Genomic DNA, 22,400 nt, shown 5'->3' with positions numbered 1-22,400 from the left:
TGTTACCTTTCCCAAACTCAAAATATTCCTAAATACGTTCAGAAATTATATTAATATATAGTATAATTGTATCTACTACGTTTATTATCAATTACTGTGAAATGAAATTACTTACTCTACTCTTTTTAATCACTATCTGCCTATTTTTTGATGTTAAGGCGGATCATCAACTTGACTCTTATCAATTCCAGTATTTCAATGTGTCTAATGGATTGCCTACAAATTATGCTTATAAAATCAGACAAGACAGTAGTAAGCGTTTGTGGTTGGCAACCAATAGTGGGTTGGTAATTTTTGATAGTAAAAACTTCGAAGTAAAAAGACCATCTCAAAGGTATAGCGGATTGAAAAATGAAAATATATCGGCTTTATACCTTCAATCTGATAGCATTGCTTGGATAGGTACACAGAGTGGAGGTTTGTCTTCTTACAATATCAGCTTGGATCAATTCACTTATTATGATGATATTACGCTGAAAGATAGTGATAAGAAAATCAATAGAATCACATCTATTGCTGAAGACAATGAAGGAAATCTATGGCTCTCAACATTCAATCATGGCGTGGTGGTTTATAAGGTTGGAGAAGGCATTATTAAGCGGTTTAATGAAAAAGCAAAGGTAGCACATGTGATCAAAGATAAGTTTGGAAACATGTGGTTTTCGTCTTTTAACACACTGTATAAATATGACCCCTCAGAGGAAAGATTGATAGTACAGAAGTACCTTTTCGGTGAAATGATGGAGTTGTATTATGATGCCCCTAGGGATCAATTGATATTAGGAACAGCAAAAGGACTTTATAAAACTAAAACTTCGGTACTTAATATAGAGCCCTTTGATATGGGTGAACTTGCTGGAAAAGTAAGAGGTATTAATACAGTAAAAGTAGATAAAGAAGGTTGCATTTGGATAGGTTCATGGACGAAAGGATTGTACGTGAGTAATAAAGATCAGAATTCTTTTAAGAAGCTTCCTTTGATCAAAGACTTTAAAACCAATTCCCAATATGAGGGTGTATTGGACATCTTTTTTGATGCAGATGATAATATATGGGTTGGGACTAGCAATGGTGGTTTGGTGAAACTGATCAATGAGCATTCACTTAAAAACTATCATAATTCAATCACAAACGACATTGGACTTGAGGATAACAATATCCTCTCTGTAAGTGTTGATCAGTACAAAACACTTTGGTGTGGCACATGGATGGGAGGCTTATTTTATCTCTCACCCAATAGTTCGAAATTCCATCTGATTCCAGAATCAAAAGGCCAAAGGATAAGAGAGATTATTTACTGGAAAAACTATATGATTTTTGGTGGTACAAGAGGGGTGTACGTAATGGACAGAACCAATAATCAAATGAAAATAGTAGGTCATTATTTAAATAAAATTAGAGCTAACTCTTTTTATATTGATAAGGAAGGAATGTTTTACTTGGGTACTCAGATGAACGGACTGATTGTCGTTGACCTAAAAAATGACATTACTTTTTCTAATCCTTTACGCTTTACAATCAGAGATTCAGAACTGATCAATAACAGAATCACTACTATTGGTGAAGATGACAAAGGGCGTATTTGGTTAGGTACTTTTAATGGTTTACAGCTGTTTGATAAAGAAAAGAAGACTTTCGAAAAAGTAGAGGCATTTTCAACAGAAAAGAGATCTTCACTGATTGTTTTGTCTTTGAATTTTCAGCAAAAAGGAAAACTGTGGTGTTCTACATCTCAAGGGTTGATTAAAGCAGATATTACAGATAAGTTTAGAATAGAACGTATTTTCACGGTAGAAGATGGATTGAATAATGATTATATTAACGGTATTTCATTTGATAAGAATAACCGTTTGTGGTTTAGTAATACTATTGGCATAGGCACAATCAGTCCCAACGAAAAGAATATTCTGAACATTGACAGAGAAAAGAAAGTCAATAATGTAATGAACAATGACGCTATTTTTAACGATGGCGAAAAGATCTATTTTGGGGGTACTAATGGTATTTATATTCTCAGCCCTGATAAAATCAATTTGCAGGCAGAAAGAATACCTAATATTGTAGTGACAGATTTCTTTATTCACAGGAAAAAAATCTATCCAAGGGATGAAATTAATGGAAGAGTTATCCTAAAAGAGCAAATTAATTACTTGGATGAGTTGGAATTGAAATATGACGAAAATACAATTTCGTTGAAGATGATTTCTCCAAACCATCACGCCAACAGTCACCTGTATTATCAGTTTAGAATTAAAGAATTGGAAAAGGATTGGATTGATAATGGTAAAAATGAATTGATCAACCTTATTGATTTAAAGCCTGGGCAATACCATTTACAATTAAGGTCAACTTTTGATTATAAATCTTATAGTGAAATCAAACATTTAACCCTTATTGTTCATCCTCCATTATGGTTGACGTGGTGGGCTAAATTGATTTACCTTACACTGTTCTTAGTGATTGCCTATTTTGTGATTCGTTTCTTAATATTGAAAGCGTCTTTGGAAAACGATCTTAAAATTGAGAAAATCAAAAATGAACAGGAACATGAATTGAATGAATCAAAACTAATGTTCTTTACAAATATCTCTCATGAATTAAGAACGCCTTTAACATTGATCATTAGTCCATTGTCAGAAATGGTGAAAATGGATTTGCCAAAACCAATTCAAAGTAAAATCACTAATATATATAATAATGCAAACCGTTTGTTGGACTTGATCAATAACCTGCTCGACTTCAGAAAAGCGGAAAATGGTATGTTACGTTTAAATACCAACCCTTATCGTTTTGATGAATTTATAGAGAAGATATTCAACAATTTCAAAAGCATGTCTGATGATAAAAATATCAATTTTGAATTGATTAAAAAGAAGTCCGAAGTAAAGCTAAATTTTGATCATGATAAAATGGAAATGGTGGTTTGTAATCTGCTTTCCAATGCTTTTAAATTCACTACTTTGAATGGAACGGTGCAAGTGATTGTTGATAATGATGACAACTTCGCAACACTGCATGTAAAAGATACAGGCAAAGGCATTTCATCTTCTGAGCAAGAGAAAATTTTTAATAGATACTATCAAATAAAAGATACTGAGACCATCAATATGGTGGGAACGGGTATTGGATTGGCTTTGACAAAAAAGATAGTAGAATTGCATAATGGCAAGATTGAAATTACTTCTGAAAAAGGAAAAGGAACAGAATTTATTGTAAGTATTCCACATACAGTAGTGGATAGAGATAAGGAGCAGGAGGAAGTAATAGAAGAAGTGATTGTAGAGGAAGAAAAGCCAAAAGAGAAACAAAAAGTATTGATAGTGGATGATAATGAGGAGATTAGAAGTTACTTGAAAACTATTTTTGAGGAGAGATATCATATCATCCTAGCATCAAATGGAGAGGAAGCAAAGGAAAAAGCCCTGCAAGTGATACCAGATTTGATTCTTTCTGATGTGATGATGCCAAAAATGAATGGTATTGAATTATGTCAACTTTTAAAGGATAATATTTCTACAGCACATATTCCAATATTGCTATTAACAGCCAAAACAGATAACAAACACGAGATCGAAGGATTACAATCAGGTGCGGACGATTATATCCGTAAACCGTTTGATGTAAATGTACTGAATACCAAAGTAGATACACACCTTCAAAACCGTATAAAAGTACAACGACACTTCCAGAATAAAATCCGTTTTGAGCCGAATGCCAGCCTCAATACAGAAAACAAAGACGAAAAATTCTTACAAGATCTATCAGAATTTATCAATTTGAATTTAGAAAATGATGAATTCCATGTGGAGACATTGGCAGAGCATTTCTGTATGAGTCAGTCCACTTTATACAGAAAACTGAAGGGCCTTACAGGGATGACGATCGCCGGTTTTATCCGCTCTATCCGATTAAAAAGGGCATCCGAACTTTTACTGCAAGAAGATTTAAAATTGTATGTAGTAGGTGGTTTGGTAGGTATCAATGATTACAAATATTTCAAGAAAGAATTTACCAAACAGTTTGGCGTTTCTCCAAAAGATTTTAGGGAGAAGAAGAAAAAGGAAATGATGGAAGATGCATAAATGCGTAGCAACGTAGCCTGCTACGTTTTCACAAATAGTAAGAACGTTTCAATGTATTAGAATCTCAATGATAGATTTTGAGAGATGTAGTCTATTCTTGCATTAGCGTTGCAGGCAACGCAACTACAATTGCGTAGCAACGTAGCCTGCTACGTTTTTTACAAATAGCGGAAACGTTTCAATTTTAATAATCTTAGTGATAAATTTTGAGAGTTGTAATTTATTCTTGCTTATTAGCGTTGCAGGCAACGCGTCTACAATCGAATGCTTTTAAAAATGGAGGCAATTTAAAAGTTAACATTGCAGGCATATTTAAACAGATCGCTATCGAAAAACATGAAAAACGACTCCATTTCAATTAAATATTAAGAGGATTGGGGGTAATTTCAAAATCACCTTTTTTTTAAAAAAAACAGGTAATTGAAATACTTATTTTACCCCTAATAATGCTTAAAATACCCCTAATTTTCAGTTCTATTAAACACTACTTTTGAGTTGTAAGTAACAGAACAATAGTTTCAAGAGATCATTAAGAGCATGTTTGAAACATCTACTTTTAGTGAAAATCTCCCCTTTCAGAACGTGAGTTTATTAATTTCATCAACTATAGAACCACTATTTTCTCTGAAATTAATTTCCTCACAACCTAAAATGGAAAATTTTCACTTCTAAAATATATATTCCAAACATGCTCTAAGGAAGAGGGAAAGGTTCTTTTTGTTGGCACGTTTTATTAAACCGTCCGACGAGCCATTTTTCACTCTTCCCTTAAAACCTCTTATTCATTTGCTCTTCTACTTATAAATAAAAGAGTATGAAATGAACACTATCAAAATTTAACCAGCAAAACAACACAACATACTTTGATAGTGCTACGCTCTCGATCGATTAAATAAATTATTACAAACAGTATGAAACAATTATTACTTCATGTGCTATCACTTGTGGCCTGTCTGTGCCTACAAGTCAAACATCTACACGCACAATCCAAACCAAACATCGTTGTCATTCTTGTGGATGATGCGGGACACAAAGATTGGGGATTTCAAGGTTCAGAAATTGCCATTACACCAAACATTGATGCGTTAGCATCAGAAGGAACCATTTTTTCTCAAGGTTATGTAACCAATTCAGTTTGTGCACCATCTAGGGCAGGGTTGCTGACGGGACAATACCAAAACAAGCATGGGTTTGAGTACAATATTGTCTCTTATTCTACTTCTCCTGATCATACGTTAGCTGATGTAGGGTTGGATCCAAGTGTGCCAACTATGGGTGATTATCTTAAGGATTTAGGATATACCACTTCGTTATTTGGAAAATGGCATGTTGGGGAAGAGGAGCATCACCGCCCTAATGCTAGAGGTTTTGATCATTTCTATGGATTATTGTCAGGATCAAGGAATTACAATCAAGTGGAGACGGCTTTTAATAAAAAGTTGAGACGAAATGGGATTGTAGCGGAACCTGCCGACAATAATTTTTACTTGACTGACCTTCTGACTGATGAAGCATTGAGCTTTATGACCACAGAAATTGATGGTGGTCGTCCATTTTTAGCTTTTATGTCTTATACTGCACCACATGGCCCTTTCCAAGCGAAACCTGAAGATAAGGCTTTATTTAATGCTGTGGCAGGGCTTTCTAGTGATCAGAAAAACTACTATGGCATGATCAAAAATGTGGATGACAATGTAGAACGTATGGTGGATTTGCTGAAAGCTAAAAATCAGTATGACAACACTTTATTCGTATTCTTAAGCGATAATGGTGGTGTTTCATTGACAGACAATGGCGTTTTGAGAGGGAATAAAAGTAGTCAGTATGAAGGAGGTTTAAGAGTGCCTTTCTTTGCGACTTGGAAAGGAAATATTCCTTCCAATACCGTTTACAATCAACAAATAATTTCATTGGATCTTACTACCACTTTTATCAAAGCGGCAGGTGGAGATCTTGCTGAAGCTACGTATGCTGAATTAGACGGTGCTGATCTTGTAACGGCATCCAACAATGTAAATACACCTTTGCATAATATGCTTTACTGGCGTAAGCTGGACCGTTGGGGGATTGCTTCTGATGGTGTGAATAAGCTGTTGTTTGAAGCAACTGATCCAGCAAGCAATCTATACGATACAGTGTTGTATAATTTGGATAATGATATATCAGAAGTAACTAATGTTTATGCTACAAATGCTGGAAGTGTCACCAATTTGGTAGCAAGTTATAATGCTTGGAATACTACTTTGGATCTTCCATCATGGTATGGAGATGGTATTCTGGATAAAGTTTGCCCATCTGCCAATAATGCGAAGAACTGTCAAGTTTTGGTCGATCGATTTGAGGCTTTTGGAGTTGCTACAAGATTGAAAGAAGTAAACCGTAAAAGCGTGAGTGTAGAAGAATTCAAAAAAGTAGCTATCCAACGTTCGGCATTAGAGTTTACGGACCCTATAAAAAGTGCTAATGTGGTTACTTATGAAGTGACTTCTTTACCTCAGAAGGGAAATTTAGTTAGACATGGAACGGCACTTCAGGTTGGGGACAAATTCACGCAAAGAGCCATTAACGATGGGGCTCTATATTATGAGTCCACTACTGGGGCTGGTGAAGATGATACTATTACATTTACAGTAAAGGATGGCTCTGGAAATGAGGCACTAACCAATGTGACTTTTACAGTGGCAACAACAGTACAACGCTCACAAGGAACGGACTATTATTTCAGTAGCAGTGAGGGAGATGATAGTAATTCTGGTACAAGTGAAAACAGTCCTTTTGCTTCTATTGATAAGCTGAATGAGTTAGTATTACAGCCAGGTGATTGGGTGCATTTCAAAAGAGGTGATACTTTTATTGGTCAAATCAATTGTAACTATTCAGGGGTAGACGGAGCACCGATTGTCTATAAAGATTATGGTAGTGGGGCTTTACCAATTTTATCAGGAAGTACCGGAAATGATGGTGTACCTGATCCTTTGACTACGTTTTTGATTATTGATCAATCTTACTTAGAATTTTCAAATCTGCATATTAGAAATGAAAGATTTGATGCTATGGATGGTGTAGATAATGATAAAGCTTTCGGTATTTTATGTTATACGGAGCAGTTAGGTCCTCATAAAGTAGGTGTTAATGGAGCATTGCCAACGGGCTATTCTAATAAGCAATATGAAGAAGCTATTTTAAACACCGATACATTAGCCTACAATGAGCATTTGTACTTCTCTGATTTGTATTTTGACAAAGTATATAGCTTAGGGTTAGATGGCATTCCGTTTAACAGTGTAAGATCTACAGCGATTTATTTAGAAGAAGCCTTGGCAAGAGATGTGATCATTGAAGATTCTTATTTTACAGATTTACAGCGTACAGGGATTTGGCTAAGAAGGTGGTCTTCAGATGTGATCATCCGAAATAATCAGTTTGTGGATATTGGAGGGTCAGGAGCAATTTTATCGGTTTCTAACCGCATTCTTTACGAATCAAATTATATGCAGTTTTGCGGAGCGAATTCAGATGGAAGAATGGCTAAAAGAGGAAGTGGCATGTGGACGTTTGGTTGTAATGGAGTAGTCGCACAGCATAATGTTTCTAAACACGCTCGAGGTGATGGAGATTCAAGTGGAATGCACGTAGATTATGGCAACAGCAATATTCTTTATCAGTACAATTACTCTGAAGATGCGGCAGGTGGATTCTGTGAAACATTAGGTGATAATGATAATATTATTTGGAGGTATAATATCAGTGTAAATGATGCTGATACGGACAGAGGTGGAAAGAATTTATTGTTATGGATTTCAAGGTATTCAAGTAACAATGCCAAAAGTAGAGATGTGCACATTTATAATAATACAATCTATGCAGGAACAGATTATGATAATGAAATCACAGATGCTAAAGTATTGTTTGAAGTACAGGAATTTAACTTTATCAATAATATTCTTTACTTAAAGTCAGGTTCAAAACTAGGAGTAGGGTCAGGCAAATATACCAACAGTGCTAATTCGCCAAACTTCAAGAAAAACATCTTCTTTGGTGGAGAATTTAATTCCAATTTAAAAGCTTTGGACGCAACGAGAATTGAGCAAGATCCTTTATTTATAGGTGGAGGAACGCACAATGAAAGAGGATATGTTTTACAAGAAGGTAGCCCTGCGATTGGTGCGGCGGAGTCTTTTGAAGAACCCACTTTCCCTTATGCTGGTCAAGGTGTCTTTGCTGATGTAACTGCAAAAGCAACGAAAGATTATTATGGGAATGCAGTAAACCTTGCGTCAACTACAAATATTGGAGCTTATAATGGAGTGCCGTCTACTTTAGCATTAAATGAAACAACGTATGAAGCAGAAACGGCAACTATTAATGGAGGAAGCATTATCAACTGCTCCAATGCTTCAGGTCAATCTTCTGTAGATGCTTCTTCTTCAAGCGTAAGCTTTATTGTCAATGTAGAGGAAACAAAAGAGTATATTCTGAAAGTATATTATTTAAACCCTTCTGTAAGTCAAGTAGGCGTAACGGTAAATAATGAAGAAGAGGAAATGATTTTCTTCCAGAAAAATAATGGTTTCTGCTATCAGGATGGCGTACCTACTAACTATCAAATTGTTAAGACATTGAATGCAGGCTACAATACCATTACAGTTAGTAATACAATCGTGGATAAATTGGGAGTGGTTACTTTTGAAGAAAGTGATATTACACCTCCAAATCCACCACAAAACGGCCCAATTTACGAAGCTGAGGAGGCCATTCTAACAGGAACTGCAGTGATTACATCTTGTGGAAATGCAAGTGGAGGAGAAATGGTGAAAAACCTGACGGGTGGATCAAGTAATGCTGTATTATTTAAAAATATTTCTTCTGATCAGAGTTCTACATATAACATGATTGTAAGTTATTATGCAGTTTCAGATGCTTCAATAAGTTACCAAGTGAACAACGGAACAGTACAAACAGCAACACTTCCAGCATCAGGTAGTTGGTGTTATCAAGGTGGTAGCCCTGCTGATTACACACTTACTGTTACTTTAGAAAGTGGTAACAATGATATTATTTTCTTTGATAGTCCTATCATTGATAAAATTGAAATAGCTGAAATTCCATTTGAAGGTACATGGGAAGCGGAAGAAGCATCTCTTTCGGGAACCGCTGTGATAAATAATTGTGCAACTTCATCAGGTGGACAATCTGTAAAAGGGCTGTCAGGAGGATCAAGTAATGCCGTGACTTTTGGGGCCATAGACTTGCCTGTAGCGGGTGAATTTGATCTTAAAATCAGTTATATGTCGGCTACTGCAACCACCATAACAATTGAAGTAAACGGTGTGCCTCAAACTTATAATCTTACTGCAACAGGGCAGTGGTGTTATCAAGGTGGAAGCCCAGGAGATTACACTGTATTGGTTGATTTGGTGCAAGGGATGAATACAATAAAAGTATATGATGGACCACAATTGGATAAAATAGAGATTTCTAATGTACAAACGACCTCTTCAGTACGAAGTGTTATTGATGAAATAGCTACTGATAATGAAGTTGTTATTTATCCAAATCCAGTACAAAAAGGGAATGTTTTGCATATCAATCCTACAGCTGACAATTTACAACAATCACTTTATGTTTATGATGCGTACGGAAGGTTGATGTATCAAGATATAACATCAGGTAGCGATAGTATACAAATACCAACCCATTCATTTACACCAGGAATTTATTTTATCAAAATCGAAAACAGTAAATCAAAACTTGTGAAAAAGATTATTGTGAAATAAATACCAAAATTAGTTATGAGGTATTAGGGCATATATATATCAATTTGGACTTCCTTAAGCAATTTGTTTGAGGAAGTTTTTTATGGTTTGATACAAAAAATAAGATGCATTGTTTTATCAATTTTACATCGCATTTGCTCAAACTATTTTAAATTTTATTACGATTCTCTTTTGATGTAAAGTTTTTAAATTTGCATTTCAAGAAAAGAATGGAACAATGATTAAATTAATAGATCAAAATTTTAAAGAGCACGCATCAGTTTTACCTTCTACTTGTAATATTATGCAAGTACTCACAGAAGATGGGCTGACTTATATCGATAGTGGATTGAAGGTCGATACATTTAATGTAATACATATTCATGATGGGGAAGGCCTAACAGCAGAGAGTTTAAAAACAGCAGTTTCCTTTTATGAGAATAGACTGAGAGAATCTTGTATTTGGATCAGTGAGGAGCAACTTAATGAAAATGTGAAAAATATTTTTGAGACTTTGAGTATCAAGGAATCAGGAGTAAATAAAGGTTTCTGGGCTAAAATTGAGAATCTGCAAGAAGGAACAAATGAAGCGATTAAAATAGTAGAAGAGAGACAGGACATTATTGACAATGCTTTTGTGGTGGCTAACAATTGGGAGCCATTTGATGTAAATGTATTGCATTATTATAACCATGTACATCCAGAAATTCTGAAAAAAACACATACTATTATGTTCAATTATTATCAAGAAGGGCAAGTAGTTGGTGTTATAGAGTTGTTTATTTCATTGGCTGATACCAAAGTTGCGGGTATTTATAACCTTTCAGTAATGAAAGAAAATAGAAAACAAGGTATTGGTGAGGCATTAGTGAAACAGGCCATTGCATATGCAAAAAATAATGGTGTGGAGACCATCGTGACACAAGCTTCTGAAGATTCTGAAAATATTTTTAGGAAAGTAGGGTTTACGGAAGAAGGGAAAATATTGGAATACGTATAAAAAAATAAAAGCATCCTGAAGATCAGGATGCTTTTAGTTGGAAATGAATCCAACTAGTTTTTTTTTTATAGGTGACTAACCTATGATTCTTTACCCATGTGCAATATAATATCTTTTTTTTATTACTTCATAGAAAAAATCTAAATTTTCGCCGTAATATTACATTATAATCAATGCTTCATTAATAATCTTGAAAAAATGATAGAATTTCTTATTTTGTCAATATTAAATATCCGTGGGTTCGGTCCGAAATTCTTATTTAGGAATGCAAAAGCATTACGTAATGCTGTAGAAAATACTGAATCAGTGAGGGAGGGAATTACCCTAATTTTAGAGGAGACCAAAAGAATCAATAAAACAACTTTAGAGGATATTGAAAAGGGTATTAATGTAGCTTCTCAAATATTAGATAATTGCAAGAAGTATTCTATTCAGCCAGTCTCGTTTTTGAATGAGCATTACCCGCAGAATATCTTGAAGGTAAGTGAGCTTTGGCCGGTACTTTATGTGGCAGGAAATCAGGAAATTTTGAATGAGTACAGCGTGGGGGTAATCGGTACGAAAAACCCAGATCAGCATGGACAGATCATTAGCCAGAAAATTACAGAATATAGTGATGAAGAGGAAATAACCTTGAATATCATGCATCAGAAGGGGGTTGCTTCCATTGTGAAGGAAGCAAAAGATACCTTCTTTGTAGAAGTGGTAGCATCAGGAATTGATCAGGTTTACTTGCCCGATAATGATATTTTTCATTCAGATTTTATTGTAGTAGTTTCCCCTTTTCCTCCCGAAATTACCTATGACGAATATAAGTATATAGAATCTTGTAAAGTATTGGCAAGCTTATCTAATCGATTAGTACTTATCCAAGATGCTACTTCTGATGATACACGTTTTGTTTTAAGTTATTTTGCACGTTCTGAGAAAACTTTAGGTGTGATTAAACCTATCGATTCGGCTTTGAATTATCCTATCAATGCTGGAAATAAATTATTGATTACAGAAGGGAAAGAAGGTCTGATTTCGTATTGTAGAGCCAAAGATGTTCATGAGGAAAGTGTGGTTTGTGATATTAAAATAATCACATCCAAAAACGACTATCCACAATTTTTTAATGAAGAAGAATTGCCTATTTAATAAAAAAATAAATTATCCTACATTCTAACTAAAAAATTTGGATTGAAATAAAAGTTCAAGAATGTATAAAATGTATTACTTAATTGATGAAATCGTATTATTTACAATTCTAAACACTTCCTAAAAGGCTTCTTTTATGTAAAGCAAATTTTAAGATTTAACTGAAGTTTTTTAGTTTTGTTACAAAAGTAGCATAGTGTTTTACAGTGTTACATATTACTACATCTCATAAATATTAAATGAAACTTAAATATCTAGTTCTAAATATATTTTTTTGTCTCCAATTTTTAACAGGTTGTCAAAAAGCAGAACAAATTAAAGATCAAGACCCTCTTACGCTAGTAAGCAAATCTGCTGAACAATGGACGGGAATTGCGGTGAGTAGAAACAATAGAGTATTCGTCAATTATCCTACTTGGACCGACAGTATTACTTATTCTGTAGCGGAAATAGTGGATGGGAAAACAATTCCTTATCCTTCAGAAATGTGGAACACCAAAATTGGTGATTTTTCATTTTATGCTGTGCAAAGTGTAGTCTGCGACGGAAAGAATAGATTGTGGGTATTGGATACTTACAACAAGCAGTTTAAAGGAGTGGCCGAGGGAGGGCCGGTTTTGTATGTTTTCGATTTGAGTACAGATGAACTGTTGAGATCTTATAATTTCCCTAAAGAAAACTACTTTGAAAATTCTTATTATAATGATGTGAGAATTGATATTGAAAGAGAGGTGGCTTATATCACAGATTCTGGCATCGGAGGTATTGTAGTGTTGAATTTAGAGACGGGTGCATCAAAACGTTTTCTTACAGGGCATAAAAGTGTGCAGCCGGAAGTGGATCATTTGATGTGCGATGGCATAAAATGGAAAAACAGTGTGGCTTCTGATGGTATAGCATTGTCTCCTGATTTTAGTGAATTGTATTTTATTGCTCTGACTTCTCATACTTTATATAAAGTAAAAACGTCGGTTCTTTTAGAGGAGAAAACGACAGAACAGAAAGTACAAAGTGAAGTGAAAAAAGTAACGGAAATTCCTGCCACTGACGGTATGTTGTTTGACCGAAAAGGAAATTTATGGCTGGGTGGACTGGAAAGCAACGGTATTAATGTGCTGACAAAAGAGGGGAAAATGATTCACCTTTTAAGAGACAAGCGTATCCGTTGGGCTGATTCATTTGCGAAAAACTTAGAAAGAGAAATCTTTTTTACTACTTCACAAATTCATCTTCCCGAAGACAAAAGGGGAGACTATGAAGTATATAAAATTTCAATGTCACTTCTTGATGAATATATTGAGAAACAATAGAGGTCATTGAATGTGGAAATGCTGTGAAATCCTGCTTGGTTTTACAGCATTTCTATTATAACAATCCTTACAATTTTTTCTTTTGATATATTTGGCCCCGTGATTGAAAAGAACCTAATGAATCAAATAATACTTAGCATTCTATAACTAATTTTTAAATCACAGAAATATATAATAATTTACTAATCTATCATCTGTTTAAATATACTTTATCCTAATGACAATCAGAAAAATAGCTATCGCTATACTGTTCAGTTTGTTCTCCTTTATGACTGTCTTCGCACAAGAAGAGTTAAGAAGTAAAAGAGAAATTGACAGCTTGTTTATCGAGAATTATCAAGACAAAAACTTGCCTGCAAAAGTGCTTCACGCTGAACCTTTATACATTGACCTTATCAGGGACTTGGGTGCCCGCAAAGGTGAAAAAGAGTGGAACGTGGGTATGGAACTTGTTGATAATTTGGATTATGACAGGTATGAGGCCTTGGTCGAATACGAATGGGCTCCGATCAATAGACTGGGTTTTGAAGTGGAATTACCTTTTAGTTTTTATGCTCCTCAAAAAGGAGTTTCTTCAGATTCTATTCCTGCTGACAAACTAGAAAGTATAAAGCTCGCAACACAGTGGAGTTTCTTTGTTAATGAGAAGATGGCAATGTCTATGGCATTGGGTTATATCAATGAGATTTTATTATCTGATTTTAGAAACTTTGGAGATCCGCTTGTGAGAGGAAATTTGTACAATCCATTTTTTGTTATTGCCAAAAGGTGGGGACGTAATTTTCACTCATTGATTTACACAGGTCCTAAAATCGAACAGATTTTTAATAAATCTGGGTTGGAAACTTCTTATGAGCTAAACCCAAGTGTTCACTATATGATTCCTGGTACTACAAACTTTATTGGTGTAGAATTTAACCAAAAATTTGAACATCAGGATTTTGATATGACCATCAGGCCGCAAATGAGAGTGGCTTTAGCCGATAATTTATTGATTGGTATCGTGGCGGGTATTCCAATTGCAAGAGAAAATGAAAGACTGAGTGCTTTCTGTCGTTTGATATGGGAACCGGGCCATTAATAGAGGTAGAGTAAGGAAGTTTGCAGTCTTGGATGATTACTATTTATTATTAAATATTTGATAATTAATCTTGAGGTGTTATTTTTACTTTAGATTAAACCTAACGATATAAAATGACTTCCTTACTTACCCAAGTGAAACTTTATACAGTATCCATTTTATCAATGTTTCTATTTCAAACTTGTGCTTACATTGATATGGATGTTCCAGCTCACAAACTTGTAGTTGAGTATGGTTCAGATGACCTTATTCCTATTTTTCACAAACATGTAGAACGTTTTATTGCGGAAGCAGACAAAAGAAATTATACTTTTCGCAACAAGAGAGTAAAAATACAATGGGATTCAGGTTTGGCAGCTTACATACACGGGCAGTCGAATGTAATGCGCGATATTAAGATCAATCCCGCAAGCAATAAATTAGGTATTGAACATATGGAGTGTCAATTGATTGTACATGAGCTATTTCACTCATTGTGTCAAGATTTTAGAGGGGATGTACATGATGAGAAAGAATTTATTGAAGGAACATTTTATTTCACATCATTAATGGTGGCAAGCAGTACCCGTTATAATTTTCCAACATTAGATCAAAAAGAACTGTGGGACCAGTATTTTGATACTTTATTCCGATAAAATAAAAATGGTTCTTGAGCTTTATTTATTATAACTCAAGAACCATTTTTTATTTCTTAAACATATTCTATATAAGGCTTTTCACTTCTTCTTTTCCAGTTCTCTTTCTGCAACATTGGTTCCCCACCATAATCAGTAGCAGGTTTGCCCACACACATATAACCGAGGCTTTGCCAAGTATCAGGAACATCAAAAAGGCCTTCAAACTTTTCATAATCCATAATCGAAACCCATCCGGCACCATAACCTTGTTCAGTGAGTGAGAGCCATAAATTCTGAACTGCACAAGCACAGCTCCATTCCAAAGTGCTGCTGTTACCAATAGTTCCAATCGTAAAACCTTCTAGCATGCCATGATCACAAAATAATGCAATGCCTAGTGGTGTTTCTTCTATCGCTTCAAGTTTTAGAGAGCTATAAAGTTTATGCTGTTTGTCATTATTGATTCCCAGTTTTGCCCTTTTGTTGGAATCGTCAAACAATGCTTTAATGTCTCTTTTCTTTTCCTGCGATTTTACAATCAGAAAACGCCAAGGTTCAGTTAGACCTACTGAAGGTGCCGCATGTGCCGCATCCAAAGCCTTTAATAAAACCTCTTCAGGTACTTCATCTTTTGTAAAATGCCTGGTATCTCTTCTTTTATGTATACAATCGTATAAATCCATTATGATTAGTAATATTTAGTTTCAAAATTTAATTTCTAAAATATTGAAGAATCCATTAATAATGAAACCAAAAAAGGGTAGAGCGTGATTTTCTTTTCAAAAAAGAGATGTTTAAATCCTTTAAAATTCTACCGAAAACTTAACACCATAATATTAGCTTAATAGAGTAATGAATGTAAATACTCTATAGTACAGTTATTTATCTTTTGTTTTTCAAACTTTTAACTTTAACAACCTAAACTTAACGTTACATGGTGTTTTGTGTTATAGGAAGTGTATTTTTCATTACTTAATATTCTGCTAAAAATCATATCATCTCTGCTTACTTATTTTGCAGTGTTGAAAACAAAACCATTGATTTACTACATTAAGTGATGACGAGAACAGTTACTTTATTATCTCTACTACTTCTGTTGCCTTTTTTTACACTAGCCGGTGGAATTAAAGGGGAAGTAAACGGAAGTGATGGCGAACCTTTGATTGGAGCTGTAATTTCCATAAAACCTATCAACAAAATGAGTGTTGTGGGGATGGATGGAACATATAGAATTAATGATTTGCCGGAAGGCGATTATACTATAACCGTAAAATATGTAGGGTACAAAGACCTTACGAAAACAGTTTCTATCGCAGCTAATGGATGGACAGCTTCTGATTTGATATTGGATGTGGATGCGGTTCAGTTAGATGAGGCGGTGGTTTACGGTACAAAAGAAAGAAAAACATCCGAGAGTGCACGTGCTACAGAGAGGGTTTCTTCTAAAGTAATGACGGTACTTTCTGCTCAAGATATTGAATTGTCACCTGACTTAAACGTTGCCAATGTAGTACAGAGAGTTGCGGGTGTTTCATTAGAAAGAAATAACTCCGGTGACGGTCAGTTTGCTATTGTGAGGGGTATGGATAAAAGGTACAACTATACGTTAGTGAATGGAGTGAAAATCCCTTCTCCGGACAATAAAAACCGTTATGTGCCTTTAGATTTATTCCCTTCTGATCTCTTAGATCGTTTGGAAGTAACAAAAGCATTGACACCGGATATGGAAGGTGATGCTGTTGGTGGTGTGATCAATATGGAAATGAAAGATGCACCAGAAACCTATAGTGGTCAATTGAACTTATCCTTGGGAAATAACTCATTATTTGGTGGTGGTAACCCTTTTATGACTTGGAATACTGGAGGAAATTTAAATACACCTCCAAGTTGGAATGGAATTAACAATGCAATTCCTAGTGATTTTAATACCAATCATTTATTGAATCAATATAAAAACTATGTTCCTAATATTGTAGCAGGTTTATCGATTGGTAACCGTTTTATGAATGACAAGTTAGGGGTGATGCTTGCAGGTAGTTATCAGCAAACAGCAAGAGGTTCAGAAAGTACTTGGTACAGTACTGGCCTGATGTCAGATGGTACGACTTCTTTAGATAATATGGAGGATAGAGATTACTATCAGCTTCAAAAAAGAATGGGTCTCCACGCTAAATTGGATTATCGAATCAATAATAAACATTCTATCCAATGGTACAATGCATTTGTTAACCTTAGAAACGATCAGGTAAGAGATGTGACAAGAACCAGAACTTGGGGTAGTTATGATCCTATTAATGGTAATGCCGGTGAAATGAGTTATGTGACACGTTACCGATCTACCATTCAACAGATCTTCAACTCAACGCTTACAGGACAACATGAATTAAACAACTGGTTGAAAGCAGATTGGTCAGCTGTTTATTCTAAAGCAAGTAATAATGTACCTGACAATACTAAATTCTCACGTTCGGGAAGTATGACAAACTGGGTAGAAGAGCCAGAAAGAATAGCGGCAAGGTCTTCATTGACAAGAAGGTGGGATTATAATGATGACGAAGATATTGCATTGTACACCAACTTTACTTTTACACCAGAGATCAGCTTTATTTATGATACAGAGTTTAAAGTGGGTGGTTTAGTGAGAAATAAAAACCGTTCGAATGATTTTGAGCAATACCGATTCAATGCGGGTAGTAGAGCCTTGGTAAAAGGTGAGGATTGGAATGATATCACTGATGTAGATTGGATCATTGAAAACCCGACAGGGGTAAATTATTCTCCAAACAGGTATCAATCACATGAGAACATTAGAGCCGCTTACGGTCAGTTTAAGTTTGATTTTAATCAGAAACTAGAAATGACAGGTGGTGTTCGTATGGAACATACAGATATTGGGTATTACCTGCCACAGCCAACGAACGAAATCATAGATAATGACCTGCAGGAAATGAGTCAGACTTATGTGGATTTCTTACCAAGTATTCACTTTAAGTATAAGATCAATCCAAAGTCAAACCTTAGATCATCTTATTTTAAATCAGTGATTCGCCCTGGTTTTGCAGAGTTTGTACCGATAGAAAATGGAGATACTGAAGACGATTGGACAGAGATGGGTAATCCATTTGTGGAGAGAACAATTGGTCACAACTTGGACTTAAGATATGAATTGTTCCCTAGCGGAATGGATAAGTTTATGATTGGTGGTTTCTATAAAAAATTAATCAACCCAATTGAATATTCATTGAATCGTCAAGCAGGTTATATTATGCCTGATAACTATGGTGATGCGGAGAATATGGGTATTGAAATTGATATCGTAAAGTACTTTAATAAGTTTGGTATCAGTGCCAACTACACTTATACGCACTCGAAGATCGTAACGGAGAAGGCTTTTTACGAAAGAGAGATTCCAGATGATGATACATCAGATATTGTGATTCGATCAGCATTAGAGGAGCGTCCATTGCAAGGACAAGCGGCACATATTGCCAACCTTTCATTATTGTATAAAAACCCTGAATTGGGCTTGGACATGCAGTTGGCAACCGTTTACACAGGCGATAGAATTCACAGTTTATCCGCTTTCTATGGTAACGATATGTGGCAAAAAGGGTTTTTCCAATTGGACTTATCGATTGAGAAAAGAGTTTCACCAAAGACGTTACTTTACCTTAAAGCATATAACTTATTAGATAATGCGTATGAGGTTGAAATCAGACAGCCGATCAATGAGGCACAATCTCACTTCCCACATCAAGGTGAAGTAGGCGACAACGTATTAGTACGTCAGGATTTTTACAGAAGACAATTCCTAGTAGGATTAAAATATAATTTCTAAGAAAAGATATTCCGCCTCTTAAACCAGGGCGGGAACCATTAAACTTTCAAAACTAAAACCATGAAAAAAGTTTTTATCTACAGATTATTAGCATTTTTATTGCTTGCAACGCCAGTTATTTTATCTACATCATGTTCAAAAGACGATGTAACAGTGGGTGATGATGACAGAGAACCAATTGATCCTGATGCAGGAAGACCGGAAGGCACTATCAGTATTGGTGGTCGTTTAAGTGATGATTTAACGTTGGAAACGGGTGAGGAGTACTGGTTATCAGAAAACCTGATCATTGAAGACGGTGCTACTTTAAATGTAGAAGAAGGTGTAACAGTTTGGGTAAGCCCTTACTTGAATCCTGAAATTGTAATTCACGGAAAAATGTACGCTTGGGGTACTGAAGCGCAACCTATCCTTTTCACATTATCAGAAGCACAGCCAGGTTTCTTTGACTACGGTCGTGTAAATTGGGGCGGTATCAATGGCGGTCAAGTGCCAGAAGGTACAACACGCCCAGATCAGGAAATTGGTATGACTTACGTAACTATTCAGTATGCAGGTGGACCAATGAACGAAAATTCTGAGGCAGTACGTGTAGGTAAATTAGAGCCAGGTGAGTTGGGGTACTCAGTATTCTTCAACAATAATCAAGGTAAATTATATATGGAAAACTGTACTGTGGAGCACTCAGGTGGTGATGCTATCTATGTTGAAAGAGGTCAAATCGCTCTATTCCATAATACAGTTGCTTATGCAGGTACTACAGAAGATGAAGCATTCAACTTCAAGCAAGGTACGGTTGGTGATTGTGCATTTAACTTGATGTATTCTGCTGCTACAAACGGTATTAAAATCAACAACTCTAAGCCAGTAGATGGTGATCAGCAGACGAATGTAAACATGTATAACAATACAATGGCTTACTGTGGCTGGAGAAGAGATGGTGAAAGAGGTGGATCAATCAACATCGAAAAAGATGCTAGAGGTCGTATTTTAAACAACCTTATCGTTAACTCTAAATTTGGTACTAAAGTAGATCCTTCTACAGATATCGTAGGGACAAACACATTAGTGAAAGGAAACTACTATTATGGTCACGTTGAAAATAATAATGAAAAAGGAAATGGTTATTTACCTCACCATGGTATCCAACCATATGACGACGCTGACGATGATACTTCAGTAGGCCACACTACTTTCTGGACTGTTTTTAATGGTACTTGTAACTTCTTCACTGCTCATGGTGAAAACACATGGACAGATGAGTTGGAAGATCCTCAATTTGTGAACTTCATCGATCAGACTCCTAACCCTGACGGAGATGTATCTAAAGAAATTGATTATAAAGAATTAGACTTTAGATTATCATCTTCTTCTCCTGGTATCGACTATGGTGTGGATGATATGGATTTATTATCATCACCGGTTGTTACTGAGTTAGGTGACAAGATTGTAACAAGACCTGATCTTTCAGCAACAGTTGGAGCATTTGGTTCAAACTAATCAAATCAATTAAGAGTTAAGAATGAAGAGTTAAGGTGGTTCTTGAACCATATCTTAACTCTTCATTTTTTATTTTTACCTCTTCCATAAATTTGTTCATCACCAAAAAAGCCGTGTTCACATAAAAAAATTGTAGACTTTTGGGGTAGCCTCTACCTTTGAAGTATGAATAACAAGATAATCAAATACGGAAAATCAGCCATTATAGGCTCCACTATTACAGGTTTATTATCTGTAATAATGATGTCGGTTGGTATAATTATTACTCCCATCACAGAAACAGAAGAATTTACAGTAGCCTTAATTTTTTGGTCTCTACTAGTGTCATTTATTACCCATCATTTTGCCTACCTCAAAAAGAAAATTCCTGTTTTAATGAAATTAGCAGGGTTATTATTATTTCTCATTTTCATCAATCTGTACGATGAGGCAACGGATATGCCAGAAAATCCAGTAATGATAATTTTAGTAGTGATCCTATTCAATGGATTAGTATACACTATTTTGCCAAAATTCTTTTTGAAATATTATAAGCATTTCTGGGGGTACTTCGGTGGGGTATTCTTATTTGTCTATGTTTTTCAAGGTAATGATGATACAGTAGAACACTTTGAAAAAGTAGTGAGAATGACTGCACTTACTACACCAGTGCTTTTTGGTTTGTGGATCTATGAGCAATGGAAATGGCTGCAGACTCTTAAAAATGAAAAGGCACGTGCCGAACTGCAATTGCTTAAAAGTCAGATCAACCCTCATTTTTTCTTCAATACGCTCAATAATCTTTATGGTCTGACAGTAGAAAAATCAGATAAAGCACCGGAAGTGGTTTTAAAGTTGGGTGATATGATGCGTTATACGATTTATGAAGGGAAGGAAGAAAAAGTAGATATTCAGAATGAAATCACTTATTTAGAGAACTATATTGAATTACATAAAATAAGATATCAGAAAAACGTACAGATTCATTTTATTAATTCTGTGATATCTGATTTTAAAATTGCACCTTTACTTTATATTATTCTCCTAGAAAATGCCTTTAAACATGGGGTAGAAACATTAGTAGAAAACGCTTATATTTTTGTTGAGATAGAAGAATTAGGTACTGAGGTGCGTTTCTCCATTGAAAATAATTATGATAAAGCACTGATTGACCATAGAATAGGAATTGGTTTGGATAACCTTAAGAAACGATTGGAATTGATTTATCCTAATCGTCATCACCTTGAGTTTGTCAATACAATAGATACCTATAAAGCCATTTTGACCATAGATTTAGCATGAAGTATTTAATTATTGATGACGAACCGATAGCACACAGAATCATAGAAGGCTATTGTGATAAGATCCCATATTTAGAGAAAATAGGCAACGCGTACGATGCTTTTGAAGGGATGGAGTTCTTTCATAATTCTGAGATTGATTTACTGTTTTTAGATATCAATATGCCTAAGATGACAGGTTTTGAAATGCTGAGATCGTTGCCCGTACCGCCAAAAGTAATTGTCACTTCCGCTTATCAGGAATATGCTTTAGAAGGTTTTGAGTTGAATGTGGTGGATTACCTGCTCAAGCCCTTTAGTTTCAGTAGGTTTATGACAGCCCTTCATAAAATTAAACCCCAAACAGAGGAGGTGGTAGAAAAAGATCGTTTTTTCATAAAAGTGGATAAACAATTGAAAGCCATCAATAAAAAAGAAGTATTGTTTTTGGAAGCTTATGGCAACTATGTGAAGCTTCATCTTGCTGAAGAATGCTTGGTCTGCCATCAGAAACTGTCTTATTTTGAAGAGCTACTATCTGAAAATGATGACTTTATAAGAGTGCATAAATCTTTTTTGGTAAACAACTACAGCATTGATGTGGTGGAGGGGAATAGAATTAAAATAGACGAGAAAGAAGTGCCAATTGGCCAGAAATATAAAACGGCAGTTTACGAGAAATTGAACATTTAGTTACGAACTGAGCTTTCGCTCTTTTAAAATTTTGATTTTTCATTATTTGATTTAAAGTCGATCTTTATTCTATGAAAAGATTTGATGCATTTGAACTATATAGAGATTATTTATTAGCCGAAGA

At 35.2% G+C, this 22,400-nt stretch carries 12 protein-coding genes; 11 read left to right on the top strand and 1 reads right to left on the bottom strand.

Annotated features, from left to right (window positions below; genetic code table 11):
* Nucleotides 1-101 precede the first annotated feature (101 nt).
* The 7 genes from HHU12_RS20830 (at nucleotide 102) to HHU12_RS20800 (ending at nucleotide 15,004) form a co-directional block, all read left to right on the top strand.
* A complete protein-coding gene (locus HHU12_RS20830) occupies nucleotides 102-4,082 on the top strand; it encodes a hybrid sensor histidine kinase/response regulator transcription factor (RefSeq protein ID WP_169658672.1) in 3,981 nt (1,326 codons plus the stop codon).
* 911 nt (nucleotides 4,083-4,993) lie between these two features.
* The gene (locus tag HHU12_RS20825) at nucleotides 4,994-9,859 is read left to right on the top strand and encodes a sulfatase-like hydrolase/transferase (RefSeq protein ID WP_169658671.1); all 4,866 of its coding nucleotides are present in this window, start codon (nucleotides 4,994-4,996) and stop codon (nucleotides 9,857-9,859) included.
* Nucleotides 9,860-10,076: 217 nt separating this feature from the next.
* Nucleotides 10,077-10,838: a GNAT family N-acetyltransferase gene (locus HHU12_RS20820; RefSeq protein WP_169658670.1), complete on the top strand. Its 762-nt coding sequence runs from the start codon at nucleotides 10,077-10,079 to the stop codon at nucleotides 10,836-10,838.
* A gap of 198 nt (nucleotides 10,839-11,036) precedes the next feature.
* On the top strand, nucleotides 11,037-11,978 hold the full coding sequence (locus HHU12_RS20815; protein WP_169658669.1) for a DNA-processing protein DprA: 942 nt from the start codon (nucleotides 11,037-11,039) through the stop codon (nucleotides 11,976-11,978).
* A gap of 239 nt (nucleotides 11,979-12,217) precedes the next feature.
* A complete protein-coding gene (locus HHU12_RS20810; RefSeq protein WP_169658668.1) occupies nucleotides 12,218-13,288 on the top strand; it encodes an L-dopachrome tautomerase-related protein in 1,071 nt (356 codons plus the stop codon).
* Nucleotides 13,289-13,505: 217 nt separating this feature from the next.
* Nucleotides 13,506-14,369 carry an HAEPLYID family protein gene (locus tag HHU12_RS20805; protein ID WP_169658667.1) on the top strand — a complete coding sequence of 288 codons (864 nt, stop codon included), beginning with the start codon at nucleotides 13,506-13,508 and terminating at the stop codon, nucleotides 14,367-14,369.
* Nucleotides 14,370-14,482: 113 nt separating this feature from the next.
* Nucleotides 14,483-15,004: a hypothetical protein gene (locus HHU12_RS20800; RefSeq protein WP_169658666.1), complete on the top strand. Its 522-nt coding sequence runs from the start codon at nucleotides 14,483-14,485 to the stop codon at nucleotides 15,002-15,004.
* A gap of 56 nt (nucleotides 15,005-15,060) precedes the next feature.
* On the opposite strand, the gene bluB is transcribed toward HHU12_RS20800, so the two are convergent.
* On the bottom strand, nucleotides 15,061-15,669 hold the full coding sequence (bluB, locus tag HHU12_RS20795) for a 5,6-dimethylbenzimidazole synthase (protein WP_169658665.1): 609 nt from the start codon (nucleotides 15,667-15,669) through the stop codon (nucleotides 15,061-15,063).
* Between the two features lie 374 nt (nucleotides 15,670-16,043).
* On the opposite strand from bluB, the gene HHU12_RS20790 reads away from it, so the two are divergent.
* From HHU12_RS20790 to HHU12_RS20775, 4 genes are all read left to right on the top strand, one after another.
* Nucleotides 16,044-18,824: a TonB-dependent receptor gene (locus HHU12_RS20790; protein WP_169658664.1), complete on the top strand. Its 2,781-nt coding sequence runs from the start codon at nucleotides 16,044-16,046 to the stop codon at nucleotides 18,822-18,824.
* A gap of 60 nt (nucleotides 18,825-18,884) precedes the next feature.
* Complete coding sequence (locus tag HHU12_RS20785; protein WP_169658663.1) at nucleotides 18,885-20,324, top strand: right-handed parallel beta-helix repeat-containing protein; 1,440 nt, start codon at nucleotides 18,885-18,887, stop codon at nucleotides 20,322-20,324.
* A gap of 165 nt (nucleotides 20,325-20,489) precedes the next feature.
* Nucleotides 20,490-21,605 carry a sensor histidine kinase gene (locus tag HHU12_RS20780; RefSeq protein WP_169658662.1) on the top strand — a complete coding sequence of 372 codons (1,116 nt, stop codon included), beginning with the start codon at nucleotides 20,490-20,492 and terminating at the stop codon, nucleotides 21,603-21,605.
* Nucleotides 21,602-22,276, top strand: a complete 675-nt coding sequence (locus HHU12_RS20775) for a LytR/AlgR family response regulator transcription factor (RefSeq protein ID WP_169658661.1) — start codon at nucleotides 21,602-21,604, stop codon at nucleotides 22,274-22,276. The genes HHU12_RS20780 and HHU12_RS20775 overlap by 4 nt, the downstream gene beginning before the upstream one ends.
* The last annotated feature ends 124 nt before the right edge of the window (nucleotides 22,277-22,400 follow it).

It is taken from the genome of Flammeovirga aprica JL-4 (genome assembly GCF_012844305.1).
GTDB lineage: Bacteria > Bacteroidota > Bacteroidia > Cytophagales > Flammeovirgaceae > Flammeovirga > Flammeovirga aprica.
Note: the sequence above shows the minus strand (reverse complement) of the source record. Positions and strands in the feature narration are given on the sequence as shown.